General features: G+C 38.0%; 12 protein-coding genes, 1 tRNA gene and 1 pseudogene. 4 read left to right on the plus strand and 10 right to left on the minus strand.

The features are described from left to right. Window positions 1-14 precede the first annotated feature (14 nt). Window positions 15-530: an IS630 family transposase gene (locus FD724_RS00675; protein ID WP_256874584.1), complete on the plus strand. Its 516-nt coding sequence runs from the start codon at window positions 15-17 to the stop codon at window positions 528-530. Here FD724_RS00675 and FD724_RS00680 read toward each other — a convergent pair. The 9 genes and pseudogenes from FD724_RS00680 to FD724_RS00715 all read right to left on the minus strand — a co-directional run bounded on the left by FD724_RS00680 (window position 522) and on the right by FD724_RS00715 (window position 8,821). After that, window positions 522-2,219: a dynamin family protein gene (locus FD724_RS00680; RefSeq protein WP_179071245.1), complete on the minus strand. Its 1,698-nt coding sequence runs from the start codon at window positions 2,217-2,219 to the stop codon at window positions 522-524. The two genes, FD724_RS00675 and FD724_RS00680, sit on opposite strands and share 9 nt — an antisense overlap. Before the next feature lie 11 nt (window positions 2,220-2,230). Continuing rightward, a complete protein-coding gene (locus tag FD724_RS00685) occupies window positions 2,231-2,743 on the minus strand; it encodes a hypothetical protein (RefSeq protein WP_179071246.1) in 513 nt (170 codons plus the stop codon). A 142-nt stretch (window positions 2,744-2,885) separates the two neighbouring features. Next, the gene (locus FD724_RS00690; protein WP_218651490.1) at window positions 2,886-4,559 is read right to left on the minus strand and encodes a GTPase; all 1,674 of its coding nucleotides are present in this window, start codon (window positions 4,557-4,559) and stop codon (window positions 2,886-2,888) included. A 30-nt stretch (window positions 4,560-4,589) separates the two neighbouring features. Further along, a complete protein-coding gene (locus FD724_RS40245) occupies window positions 4,590-5,087 on the minus strand; it encodes a dynamin family protein (RefSeq protein ID WP_218651491.1) in 498 nt (165 codons plus the stop codon). A gap of 42 nt (window positions 5,088-5,129) precedes the next feature. Beyond that, window positions 5,130-6,425, minus strand: a pseudogene (locus tag FD724_RS00695) (IS4 family transposase); the annotation flags it as partial. 261 nt (window positions 6,426-6,686) lie between these two features. Beyond that, window positions 6,687-6,914: a hypothetical protein gene (locus FD724_RS00700; RefSeq protein WP_179071248.1), complete on the minus strand. Its 228-nt coding sequence runs from the start codon at window positions 6,912-6,914 to the stop codon at window positions 6,687-6,689. A gap of 421 nt (window positions 6,915-7,335) precedes the next feature. Further along, complete coding sequence (locus FD724_RS00705) at window positions 7,336-7,467, minus strand: hypothetical protein (RefSeq protein WP_256874414.1); 132 nt, start codon at window positions 7,465-7,467, stop codon at window positions 7,336-7,338. A 149-nt stretch (window positions 7,468-7,616) separates the two neighbouring features. After that, window positions 7,617-7,690 (minus strand) — tRNA-Arg (locus tag FD724_RS00710). Window positions 7,691-7,723: 33 nt separating this feature from the next. Continuing rightward, entirely contained in the window at window positions 7,724-8,821 is a 1,098-nt protein-coding gene (locus FD724_RS00715; protein ID WP_179071249.1) for a tocopherol cyclase family protein, read from the minus strand. 33 nt (window positions 8,822-8,854) lie between these two features. Here FD724_RS00715 and FD724_RS00720 point away from each other — a divergent pair, with 33 nt between their 5' ends. The 3 genes from FD724_RS00720 to FD724_RS00730 all read left to right on the plus strand — a co-directional run bounded on the left by FD724_RS00720 (window position 8,855) and on the right by FD724_RS00730 (window position 12,075). Continuing rightward, complete coding sequence (locus FD724_RS00720; protein WP_179071250.1) at window positions 8,855-9,484, plus strand: DnaJ domain-containing protein; 630 nt, start codon at window positions 8,855-8,857, stop codon at window positions 9,482-9,484. A 110-nt stretch (window positions 9,485-9,594) separates the two neighbouring features. Continuing rightward, window positions 9,595-11,028: a DnaJ domain-containing protein gene (locus tag FD724_RS00725; protein WP_179071251.1), complete on the plus strand. Its 1,434-nt coding sequence runs from the start codon at window positions 9,595-9,597 to the stop codon at window positions 11,026-11,028. A gap of 294 nt (window positions 11,029-11,322) precedes the next feature. Continuing rightward, window positions 11,323-12,075: a hypothetical protein gene (locus FD724_RS00730; protein WP_114080180.1), complete on the plus strand. Its 753-nt coding sequence runs from the start codon at window positions 11,323-11,325 to the stop codon at window positions 12,073-12,075. Between the two features lie 587 nt (window positions 12,076-12,662). Here FD724_RS00730 and FD724_RS00735 read toward each other — a convergent pair. Next, window positions 12,663-13,496, minus strand: coding sequence for a metallophosphoesterase (locus tag FD724_RS00735; protein ID WP_174709181.1), 834 nt, complete (start codon window positions 13,494-13,496; stop codon window positions 12,663-12,665). Window positions 13,497-13,657: the final 161 nt, after the last annotated feature.

The raw sequence follows: 13,657 nt of genomic DNA on the forward strand, positions 1-13,657 counted from the left end.
AGTGTGTTCGCTACCTGTGCCAGGATGAAACTAGGGTTGGACTCAAAACTCTTACAGGAAAAGTGATTACAGCTTTTGGAGTCAAGCCCACTGTTAAGGTGATATGGCCGAGGGAAAACTTTTGGATTTATGGTGCAATTGAACCATTAACTGGAGACCACTTTCTTTATGAATATCCAAAACTAGATGGCGAGTGTTTTCAACAGTTTTTGGACTGGCTATCTGTGCAATTAGGCTCGGATTATGCAATTTTACAGATTGACCAAGCACCGGCTCATACAAGTTCAAAACTCCGTTGGCCAGAAAATATTATTCCTTTGTTTCAACCACCTTCAGCCCCTGAACTCAATCCCATTGAAAGACTTTGGCAACTCCTCAAAAAACCACTCAAAAATCAACTTTTTTCTTCTTTACAAGCTTTACGCGAGCGCATCCAAGAAATATTCGACCAACTTACTTTTGAGCAGGTAATTTCTGTCTCTTCTTACAACTTTATCCTGGAAGCTTTATTCTATGCAGCTTCATATTAAATTGGTATTAGATAAAAAGTATTCTTCTGATTTATCAATTAATCTTTCTTTTACTTGCTTACTACCCCACAATAATGTTGTCATGTATTCGACTAAATTTAATGCCTCATCTTTCAATTCCATAGCAAGTTGTCGGGCTATGGAAGATAAAAGCTTGCTAATGTCGCCATATAAATCTTCACGCCAAGCGAAGTTAGCTTTCATCCGGTCAAACTGTGGGAATGAATTGGCAGCAAAGATAATAGCTTTTTTTCTAAATGCTTCTTCTTTCAGTTTTTGGATTTCACTGGCAACAATTTGTAGATATCTCTCTTTGAATTTGGCGAGGCTAGTTGCAGAATTTTCGGTTAAATTATCGAGAGAGTTATTTGCAACAGAAGAGTCATAAAACTGTTGGAGATCAGCTTTCTTCTTTTCCCATCTATAATTCCACCATTCGCTAAACAAAACTCGTCTACGGTCTTCTTCAAATCGTTTTGCTTCTTCAGGATTTTCAGGATAGCGTTTGCTAACTAATTTATAAATTTCTTCCGAGGTAATGAAGATTGTATTTATGGAAGCCTCGCATCTCTTTTTTAAGATGAATACACGTTCAGTATTAATATAATTAAATATTTTCTCTTTTATTTCTGGAATTCCAGTACCTTTCTTATTTAAAGTTTCCTCATCAATAATTCCAGTTAATCTTTTTAACTGGGCTTGAATATTGTTTGCGTCACCAATCTCTAGCTTTGTCTGCTCTCCAGCTAATCCATTCAAAACTAAATATGCTCCAGCAGAACCATATATAATACGTTCCTGTGGAAGTTTGGCACGTTTAAGCCAATCTTGAGATGCTTCTTCAATATGAGTTTTAAGTGCTTCTGGAGTAGCTAATGAGTCAATACGACTTAAAAATACAAAAAGTTTATCAGCAACGGTAATATTTTTGTCACCAAGTTCTGTGAATTTGATGATTTCTAGTTCTTTCTCTCTCAGGCTAGTAAAGCGCTGTACTAATATTACTGCATCGCAATCTGACAGCATTTCCTTGGCTTCGTCAACGTGCTTTGCTAAACCTGAATCTAAACCAGGAACATCATAAAATACAATACCTTCAGCTTGGGCAAGTTTGTTAGTATAAAGTCTCGCTTCTAAAACAGCATGAGCATACTTTTCATCTGCTACATACTTTTTGAGCGATTCTCTAATATCGTCTAAACGAGTAAATGGAAAAGTACGATTACCTTCTCTTCTTACTTGCTGCAAAGTAATTTCATTCTCTCGGATAGTTTTGATATCTTCTTGGGCTTTTGCTGTTTCAAGCTCGTTTAATAAATTGATAAATTGTTCTTCTGTTTTCGCTTGTACTTCAAGCTTTTGCTCGGTGTCATTTTCAACTGAATAAATTTGCGTTGTTGTAAATGTACACCTTCCTCCTTTGGCTGGAAGTAAATCGCATTCTAACCAGGCATTAATAAAAGTACTTTTTCCCGCTTTTTCTAAACCGACAACTGCAATGCGAAACTCTCGCTTTTTCAGCCTTTCAAGTTGACGATGCGCTGGTTCTGCTTCTTGTAAGAGTATTGCTTTTAGTTGAGAGGGAACTTCGGCTTGAGGTAAATTAGCTAAATTAACCGCGTATCGCTGTACGTTTAAGGCTTCACTTAAACGAGCCTCATAATAAGAAGATGCTGTTTTCCAATCCATTTGAAGGCTCCTTAAATACGGTTAAATTTTTCTAAGCCCGATAAATCTTCGAGACAAGCTATTTTTCTTACAACACCTTGTCCATGAGAGGGTAGATTTCGCTTTAAAATATATGGAACTTTTTTATCAAGCATTTCTTGCCCATCAGGAATATTAATTCTGATGTAAATTTCACTTCGTTCATGAATAGTTGAAATATTCTCGTCTGTGAATTTCAAAAAGTCCTCTATTAAGTCTGGAACAGCAGATTTGGTACATAAGAAATATCGTGCATTATCTATTAGTTTCTCTATATCAGAAGCTGTAATTAAATGATTTTCTTTTGTATTATTAACTACAAAGACTGGTACAACGAGATGTAAAGCTACAGTCAATTTCTGTAGAGAATTATCTACAGGTTGTGAAATTCTTGCCCTGTCTACTGGCTTTTGTTGCGTTTTTTGTTCTTTTGGGGAGACAACATTATCAATAAGACGGCCTATATTGTCAAGCTGACGACCTATATTTTCAAAAATTCCTGGCATTTATTTTTCCTCTTAATAAGACTAGGTAAAAAACATAAAATTATTAGCATAACTAATAATTTTAAAATAAAGTGAAAGGAGTATCTTAGATAGATTGCAGTGAATTCAGACATTTAGTTAATAAATTTAATATCTAAATTTGTTATTCATAATTCAGAAAATCTTCCAACTTAAAAAATTCTTGTGCAAGGCTTTGAGATTTTTGTTGCATAGGTTGCCAGATATTTTTTTGCATCTCATAATCTATGCTAATCTCTCTGTTTGCAGTATCAAGCCTTTCTTGATATCGATTAATAACTTCTTCCTGAACCTCATCTACATTTTTTTTTAAACAATCAATTTGTTCTAGTAGCCATCGTGAAACTTCTGTTACTATTTGTTTATCTTCTTGCTTAAGCTGAATTTGCCAATTATTAAGTAACTTTTCTGTACTAGGGATTTCTGCATTATTACTAGAACGAGTTTTATATTCAATTTCGTAATATGTTTTTTTAGCAATCCACAATGTATACCAAGTTCTTTTTGTTTTTAAAACTTGTATTTGTTCTTCCCAAGTTCCTGGTGTAATTGCAAATCCAGCTTTAAAGCTTAAATTAAATTTTGGTTTTCTATCAATTTTTATAAGTTTGGAATCAGGAAATTTGATAGCAACATTAGGTGCAATATTATTTGTACCTTTTTCAAGATGAGATAAATGGCATTTGAAAAGCTCAACTACTGCCTGGTACATCCTATCTAATTCTTGATTAACTATTTGCTTCAGTACATCGTCCATAACTATATTTAAGTGAATTGCAAGTTCGTTTAACTCTTCATTTAATTGTTTAAGCCTTTTTTTCTCATCTTCAGTTCTAGCTTCCATTATTTTGCCTGCCTTAGCAATAGAACCTGTGTATCCTAAATTAACTAGTCTCCTTAAACAATTTGCCAACAAATTTACATTTAAAACATTTGCTTTTTTTAAATTGGGAGAATCTAGACTGATTTTTCCAGTATCTAAAGACTTTGCGACTGGTTCTAATATTTGGTTTATTCCTCGGCCTATATCATTTCGCCATCCAAAAAGTGGATATAGTTTTTCTTTTAATTCATTGTATTCCTCAATATCATTAAGGCTTCTTATACTCTTTTCTAAATATAGTACTAGATCATCTTCTGACTCATCTGCTAGAACTTCTTTAATTTTCTTATCTATTTTTTCAAAAGGCTCTCTTAACTTAGTATTGCTGAGTTGTAGAAAACGGTCTAGTTGTAACCGAGTCGATGATATCCTTTCACATTCCTCTTGATATTTTTCTTCTGAACTATTCAAAATCGCACTTGTTGTCTGTAAAGCCCACTCCGTAATAGCATTACCAGCAGCAATATTAAAACGTTCTATAGCTTGGGGAATTACTAACCGTGGAAAATGTTGACTAATATGCTCTCTTAAACATTGCTCAAATTCTTCTGCATAAGACTTTTGCCATAATGCATCAGCAACCCTATTTCGGTCATTTCTAGACCATCTTTCTGTTTTAAATGGAAGGTCTTCTAATATATTCTCATCAATTAATTCTAAAAAATTGTTTCGTGCTTTCTTAGATGCTTCTGCACTATATATTTCATCATTATTTTTTATTTGTAGTGCCAGTAAAGCAGCCCATGTACTCAGTTTTATAACCTGTAATGTGTCGATCTCTTCTGTATACTCTTTTAGCTGTTCGGAGAGTTCGTACTTAATTTTACTTATTGCATCTTCAACAAAACGATTCTCTGTTTCTGGCCAGTTTCTATCTGTTCTAAAAATGTCAATACGATTGAGAATAAACAGCATACGTGCAGGAGAACCACCTAAATCTTTTACCTACTCAACTACTTCTTGCAGCAAGCTTCTAACTTTTTCTTTGTCGGTTTCTGCACTGTTATATGTTACTAAGCACAATGCCTCACGACACTGTTTAATCACATTTGTATTACCTTCATCGCCCACATACGCTAAACCAGGCAAATCCAAAATTCGTACCTTTACACCTCTGGGTAATTCCAGTTTCGATTCTTTGATGAGTCTGAAAGGGTAAGATATGGTCGATTGAGGGCAAGCTAAATTAGCTTGTTTTTCTCTATTATCGATGTAACTTATCATGACATCGTATAAGCGTTCATAAATTCGCTCATCACTAATACCTGTCCATTCTCCACACTCCCATAATGCTCCTGGAGTTTCATGGATTATTAAAGATTTTGTTTCGTTGTATTCTATGGTTACTGCTCCGGCGCTCATTTCGCTGACAGCGACAGGAACAATTTCTGCTCCACATAATAGATTTACTAAAGTGCTTTTACCACTACTGGTAGTTCCCATCAGTGAGAGGTTAGAGTGATTGCACTTTTGTCAAGAGGGTGCGGGAAAAGGCGATAAATCCAGCTTGGAGACTGGTTTTCGCAGGGCTTTAACTACTCCTAAATCTTGATTTTCTTTGGCAGCGAAGTACTGAATTGGGTCATCCGCCTTACCTTTGTCATAGGCGACGCTAAAATGATATAAACCACGAAAAATCATCTCTAAAGAAATGCGGTCAAATGGCAGAGATAATTCGTCTGCAACCGCATCTCCCAAGTCAACCAATACTGCATAAAAGAGCCAAGTTGCCCACACTTGTAACTTCACACCATTAATAGAACCAGTCCATAAATACGAAAGTCCCAATAAACGTTTGACCACATAGAAAGCTTCTTCAATCCTCCATCTTTTCCGATATAAGTCAGCAACAACGTAGGGAGGTAATATTTGCGGGTCTAGGACAGAAGTAATGTAAGAATAGCTAGTTTTACCGACTTTTATTTCAATTAGACGTAAAGTCAGTACTGGTGCGCCACGACGAATAGTACCAAGTTGAATTAATCGGTCTTTAAGCGAATGGTCATAGCTAAAAATCTTTAAGTATTTAATAGATGCTTTAACTTTTAAACGTGTAACAAAATGAACTTCTTGGTTAATAAGTTGTTGCAAAAATTGAAAATGATAAAAACCTCTGTCAAGTAAAATCAGAGTTTTAGCAGGCAGTAAATTTAGTAATGCCGCTTCAAAATTAGTGTCTGATGCTGCGGGATTAGTGTGAAACCAAACTTCGACAGGTAAGCGAGTTACCAAATCAATAATTGTACAAATCTTACCTGCTAGTTGCCCTGCTTTCAAGTCTTCCAGGCTTTTTAACTTCCGAAATAAAGCTTCTAGAGTTGACCCATCAGCAATCCAAATTCGTTCAAAATTACGCAGTGTAAACTTAACACTATCTGGTAGTGGCCGCCTGAGCCGTTGCTGCCAATTAAATTGCAATTGAGGGAGCAGATCTTTAAATACTCGCTCAAATAATTCAGATGGAAATACTAAAAATCTTTCAGAAAGAGATTGTTGGGCAACTTTAGTAACAGGACACCATAATAAACCTTCTCGTGCTAACAGACGATTCAACTCTTGAATGCCAGGAACTTGTCGCCACAACAGTGTTAATACTGCTGCCACCATTAAGGATAAATTCAGAATTCTATCTCGTAATTCTAATTGCTTGTAATATTTTTGTTGAGCAAAAACTGCTGGTGTTAATAAAGCTTCTAAGTGTTGAGAAATCGCCTCATTATCTATAGTAGGAGTATTATGTTTGTGCGCGTGGTCAGAGTTTTGTTTTTGTCGCTTGGGCATAATGGTAGACCAAACTTTTCATTACCTCATTTGATAATTGAATTTACCTAACAATGCTGCCCACTTTTTACGTCGTTACAATACTTTTTCATCTCCTATAAAAGCAGTTAAACATTTTAAAGATAATGATAATCAAATATAGGTGGGGGAGGAGGTGAGCGTCGCTCACCTCCTCCCCCTACCCTCAACACGATTATCATTCTTGTTTAAGATTTTTTGAGTATTTTAACTGATTGACAAAAAACACTTTGTTCTAACCTCTCACGGATGGGTAGTTCCTGTTGTCGCAAGGGTAAGAGTAGGATTTTGAAGTTCATCTACTAAATTATCAATAGCTATCTCTAATTTGTTAGAAAGTTCTTCTAATTCGGCGTGATATGTCTCTGGCAAATGCTCAGATATTTCGGTAGAAAAATTATGCCAATATTTAGAGAGAAGCTGGGCATTTTGTTCTACTTCTTCAAATACTTTGTATAACTTATTGCTCATTTTAAAACCTATTGCTAATTTTTTATAACTACAGAAATTTTACTTTCTGTACACTTCCAATAAATTTCAGTTTTATTTAGTTAATGTGTAGCTAGATTTGAGTATTTTCGCTATTTATTTATAATCGGAAACAAGCTGAATAGCTTACGTAATTTTGCGTAATTAGCTATCAAATTGGTTAAAAATTTTATGGTTGTACGTATATTGATCGCAACACCATTTATTGCTTGCCACTAGTTTAATGCGCGATCGCTCTTATCATTGGAGGTAGCGATCGCTGGCTTAACTCAATAGACTTTTATCCTCACGAATGGATAATCAGTATCTACGAGCTTTTTAATTTTTCCATCAGTTTAACTTCTGGCGGCTCCACATTTTCTATTATTGGAATTTCTGGAGAATTTTCTGACATCACTCAAATTCACACAACACCTTGAGCAGATGGCTTAGTTAATGGTACTTCGTCAATCTCGGCACTAAAAGCTGCTGCTAACTCAGGACTAGCGATCGCAATAGCACTCTCATGCCATTCATGGATAATCGCATCAATCATAACCCATGCCTGACTAGAGAAATCAATCAACCGAAAAGCTTCACTCAGATCCTTGATAATGTTATGCAGTAATCTTTTCCAGCTACTACGGTAAAAATAAAATCCCTATTACCTGCTATTCGTCAAGGTCTTAGGGATTTCTTTGGTTACGGGACTGGTGCGGCTCGAACGCACGACCTGACGCTTAGGAGGCGTCCGCTCTATCCAACTGAGCTACAACCCCAACTATGAAGCATATATAATTATAGCAGTACTTTTACCGAGACTGCCAAACATTATCCCAAGAGCCGCCGCCTACTTCTAAACCACAAAGAAAACTTTCTGCTTTTAGGATTATTTTAGATTTTTTCCCATTTAATTCTCGTAACTCTAAATTTAACTTTCCTTGCATGGTGTCTCGGCAACAGTATCTTAAACCATCCTCTGTGGGCGCACGCAGAGGCGTACCAGCTAAATCTGTGGTTCCTGTCAATTCAATTTCATAATTAGAATTCGTAGCTTTCATTTGCCATCTACCCCAAGGCTGAATTTCCCAGTCTACTTGTGAATTCCAGGGAACGAATTCATAAAACTTGCCTTGATAGTGCAACCCAATCATCGCTACAGATTCCATCCACCACAGCACACCCCGCCGTCCACCGCCAGCTGTTAATGCTAAGTCGGGTTCGCCTTCAAAGCAATTACAATTTAGCCAAAACCATTTTTGCGGAAAAGCACCACCCCAATTTTTCTCTCCATAAGCTGGGGCGTTGGTGAATTCATAGATTTTGCCATTCCAGTCAATCTTCCCACTGGCTAAACCATGAGCCATCAAAATTTGCCATCCGGGTTCAAAAATCTGCGAGAATGAGAGCCAGCCTGCGGTTGATTGCTGAATGCTATTTTTATTACCCCAACCGTATACTGGTTGAATTTCATACTCCCAACGGCAATAATTATTGGTTGCAGGTTCGCGAATTATTCCCTGATTTAAGGTAGCTGTGGCTTGATATCCCTCTTGAACATGATGCTCAAACTCTGCTGGTAAAAGGTATAGAGGAGCAATTTGCAAATCTGTTTTACCCCAATGACCTAAACCCAAAACATCCCGACTCCCCCAAAATTTCTTGACATCAGGAAAAGTACGACATAAATACTCATCATCAGGGCCGAGAACTTGGGCTGCACCGCCACTGTGGGGTTTCCCGCCGATGGGGTCTTCGATGGAGTACATAAAGGCGAATGTTTGCCCAATTTCTGGTAAAGTGACGCGGTAATACCAACCTTCAAAAAAGCGGCGACTACCGCCATCCCAGTGATAACCAGAATGGGGCGTTTGGGTTGATTGGAGGAAATTGAGGGGAATAGTTAACATAGTATATAGTTGCCGATTTTTTCAGTATGCGCGATGTCTAACGACAAGCCGAAACGTCTACGCTTCGATATCAATGATGCTTATGAAATTCTTGGGCTAGAACCCGGTGCGTCTCAAGCACAGGTGAAGCGAACTTACCGTAAACTGGTAAAAATTTGGCATCCCGATCGCTTTTTTGATCCAAAGCAAAAACAGGAAGCTGAGGAAAAAATCAAATTAATTAACGTAGCTTACAACAAGCTCAAATCAGAAAGTCCATCCGAGCCTCCCATTTCAGAAAATCCCTCTTCATCTTCGCCTAAAACTCCCACAAAAATATCTGTCAATCGTTGGGATGCGGAAGCTTTCTATACTTTAGGGGTAGAGAATGCCACGGAAGGAAGATATGAGGATGCGATCGCAGATTTTACCCATGCAATTCGTCTCAATCCTCACTATGTTGACGCATATAAATATCGTGGGCTAGTTTGCTCTCAACTGGGATACGAATATAGAGCCGCTTCAGATTTAAATAAAGCTGCACAAATAGAACAAGGGTTAAAAAATCCCGGTGCTACAAGGAGAGTGCGATCGCCTAGATATGTATCAAAGCCTAGACCTCTGCTAGAAAGATTTTGTCAGGGAATTAAAAAGATATTGCGGCTAAATCGGCGTTGGAGATGAGAAGCGAATATAGTTTAAGACGCTTCAGACGGCGACACCGTATCTTGAGTTAGATATTACTTATACCAGGGAATACTAAGTAGAGTTGGATTTGCTGCTGATTTTCTAGTATGAGCGATCGCTTTGATATAAATCATGTTTACAATATTCTTGGGTTGAAACCAGGTGCATCTGTTGATGAGGTCAAGCAAGCTTACCGTCAGATGGCTAAAACTTGGCATCCAGATTGTTTTTTTGAACCGCAGCAAAAGTTAGAAGCGGAAGAGAAAATTAAAGAAATCAATCAAGCCTATGCAAGGTTAAAGTCTTATCAGCCGGATGAGACAAATCAATCTGCTTCCACTTCTATCAAAATTGATTTCACTCCATCTAATGCTGAAAGTTTCTACAAACTGGGGATGGAGAAAGCTCAAAAAGGAAAATATACTGAAGCAATTGAAGACTTTACCCAAGCGATTCGTCTCAACCCCAACTACTTTGAAGCTTACAAATACCGAGGGCTTGCTTGCTTGAAACTAGGATATGAAAATAGAGCCGAGTCAGATTTTAGAAATTCTATACAACTGGAACTGAAACAGAAAAAAGCAGCACCCAAACCTACATCACCACCACCAAAGCCAGTAACGCCGCCACCACCTAAATCAGAGTCTCAACCTTCACCCTGGAAATGTGTACACACTCTGACTCATCTCAACTGGGTTTCTACAACTGCAATCAGTCCAGATGGGCAAACTTTGGCTAGTGGAAGTAGTGATAATACTATCAAGATTTGGCATCTCGATACAGGGAAATTATTACATACTCTCACTAGTCATACAAAATGTTTGAGATGCCTAGCCTTTAGCCCAGATAGTCAAACTCTGGTTAGTGGCAGTGATGATAGCAGCATAATGATTTGGCAAGTGTTTACAGGTAAATTACTCAAGACGCTCAAAGTACATTCAACCCCAGTTTTTTCAGTAATCATTAGTCCAGATGGTCAAACTATCCTGAGTGGCGGTACAGACAGTACTATCAAGATTTCCCATATAGAGATGGGACAATTACTGCAAGTCCTCAAAGGTCATTCTGGCTTAGTTTACTCCCTTGCTATTTGCCCAAAACAACAAATTTTTGTCAGTGGCAGTGCGGATAATACCATTAAGTTGTGGAATTTGAAGAGTAACAAACTGCTGCAAACTCTCAACGGGCATTCAGGCTGGGTGATGTGTGTCGCCATTAGCCCTGATGGAAAAATTTTAGCTAGTAGCAGTTCTGACCAGACTATCAAGCTATGGAATATCAATACAGGTAAGGTAATTAACACTCTTGCCGGACATCGCAGCTATGTTTGTGCGATCGCTTTTAGTCCCGATGGTCAGTATCTTGCTAGTGGTAGTGCAGATCACAGTGTAAAGCTATGGGATGTTAACACGGGACAAGAACTTTACACTTTGAATAACCATTCGGATTGGGTTAACTCCGTCGCTTTCAGTCCCGATAGCAAAACCCTAGCTAGTGGTAGTCGAGATATGACAATTAAGCTTTGGCGATGCGATATCTAAATACAAATTAAAAATTTAGATGATTTCAGTAATTTACTAGATTTTTATCAATCCATCACCTGACAGTTTAATAACATCCATCTTTGGGATGCTCTTTCTCTAGATTAAGTATTAACTTCCTATAGATAGAGCCACTTGTCCGATCTCAGAGGTTATTCTGGCATTAACCAACAGTTGGGTAATAAATAAAACTCAATATTTATCAGCAACATAGATTTTTAAACTCATTAAAACCTCTTTCTCTTACAACGTTTTAGTTTGTCAATATCATATCGAGGAGTGAAATCAATAGTTATGTCTATTCCCAATGAACGCGAAAGCAAAAACAGTGAAATTAAGCAAGAATCTTACACTGATACTAATGGTAATATTCACACTGACTTGACGCGAACTACAGAAACAGTCAAGAACAGTACACCTAATCCCAACTCTTACACTAACGGTTACGTACAAGGTCGAAATACCGAGCGTAGCTACCAGCAAACCGATTTAGCCGAGCGTGACAATGAAAATGCTAGCCGTGGTTTGCTGTTGGGTATTATTGTTACTTCTGTAGTCAGTTTGATTATAGGTGGGGTATGGTACTTCAACCAACGTAATAACGCTGCGGTTGACACTACTGTGCCGGTCGTGGTTCCTGTACCGAGTAATAGTAGTCCAACTCCTCAACCACAAACGAAGATAATCGAAAGAATTAGAGAAGTACCTGTTCCTGTCCCTGTTCCACAACAGCAGGTTACACCTCAATCTGCACCTCGCCAACCGGATATTAACATTACTATTCCACCCCAACAGTCTGCGGCAGAAAAATCACCTTCTGTAACTCAGCCAGCCCCGAAAGCAACACAAAGTCCGGCGACGAGTCCAACTACTAATACTCCTACTTCGCAGAATGAGGGTGGTACTTCTACTAATACCGCTACTCCAGGTACAAAAGTTGATACCCCTAAAACCACTTCACCTCAAGGAGTAGACCAGTCAAACAGTACATCTAATAATGGTTCTTCTACCACAAATGATGCTACAACAGGCGGTTCTGCTCAATAACGGCTTCTGAACTTATAGCCCACTTGATAATGCTGACATTAACGCCAACATCTAATCAAGTGGGAATATTTTTAAGAAAGATTTCGGAATTGTTGCGATAAATTAATGGTGTTCAAGTTTGGTAAACGTATCTTGTAGCTAAACAAACACGATGCTAGATTAAGAGCAGGGTACAAACAGGTTAAAAGTTAAGAAAAACTTTCAAGTTAGAGCCTGTACCTCCTGCTCTAATGTTCTTGTGATCGCTCTGAAGTTGTGACATCCATTGAATGTGTTTTGGTTTAAGTTCAATGAGTTCTTTTGGAGGTTTGAAAACGCACTGCCAGAAAATGCCTGCCTAGTTAGAATGTTAGGATGTGCAATTCTGAGTATAGCGATCACAAATGCTGTCCACCTTAGTTGAGTTACTTACTTCTGAATTCTCTAATCTTCAAGAAACCGCCCCAAGCTGCTGATATTTATCCATCGTAGCTTCCGGCGGTTTCTGCTTTGAGTGTTATGCATTTTTGTCCTTTGTCATTTGTCCTTTGTTATTTATCTCTTTTTTTAGGAGAGGGTTATTTAGACCAATGACCAATGACCAATGACTAATGACTAACTAACGTAATTACAGTCACTTCTGGCGGACAAAATAAACGTCCTGGTTTATAAGTTCCTAAACCCCGGTTGACATATAGTTGATTTTCTTGCACCTTGTGAAACCCTTGCGCCCACTCCCAATATCGCACGACTTTAGAACAGTCTCCTAGTAAAAATGTTACCCAACACCTTAATTTTTTGGGAATTTTTTTGAGTAGCTTTTTATAATGGAATACTAAAGGCCCAATCCCAGGGATTACGATGTGACCGCCGTGGGTATGACCCGATAGTTGCAAATCTACACGCCATTGTTGCAGTATCTTGGCTGTATCTGGATTATGGGATAAAACGATGCGGGGTGTAACAGAGTCTAGTTGATTCATCACAGGTGCAGGGTAGAATTCCCGTGACCAATAATCAGCTAGTCCTACAAATGGTAATTCTTTTCCTAGTGGATAGGCGATTTCATTCCAAAGCACATGCACCCCAATGCTAGTTAACGCCTGTGTAACTTCTGCTTTTGAATGACTGTAATAGATATCATGATTACCCAGTACAGCGTAGATACCACAGCGACTTTGCAAATGTTTGAGTCTATGCACCAATTGGTGAATTGGTGTCGGATCATCAGTTACATAGTCACCAGTTAATAGAATCAAATCCGGTTCAGCTTCGTTAGTAAGTGCGATCGCTTTTTCTAACATATCTTCCGACAAGCGCAAACCATCGTAGTGAAAATCTGACAACTGCACTAGCGTTGTACCTTGTAAAGATGCTGGAAGTTCCGCAATCTTAACCGTGATTTTATCTACTCTTAAATGTCCCGTAAACAACCAATGCATAAGGCAACCGATACTCCTCATACCAGCGCTTACAGCTTACCAAATATCAAAATGTAACTTGAGAAACTGCAATAATTTATGTCACATACTCAAGATAAAATTAACGAATTGATTTAAATCCTGAGACTAAACTAAGCAGGACTCACTCGAATTTACAGGTA

Source organism: Nostoc sp. C057 (genome assembly GCF_013393925.1).
GTDB lineage: Bacteria > Cyanobacteriota > Cyanobacteriia > Cyanobacteriales > Nostocaceae > Nostoc > Nostoc muscorum_A.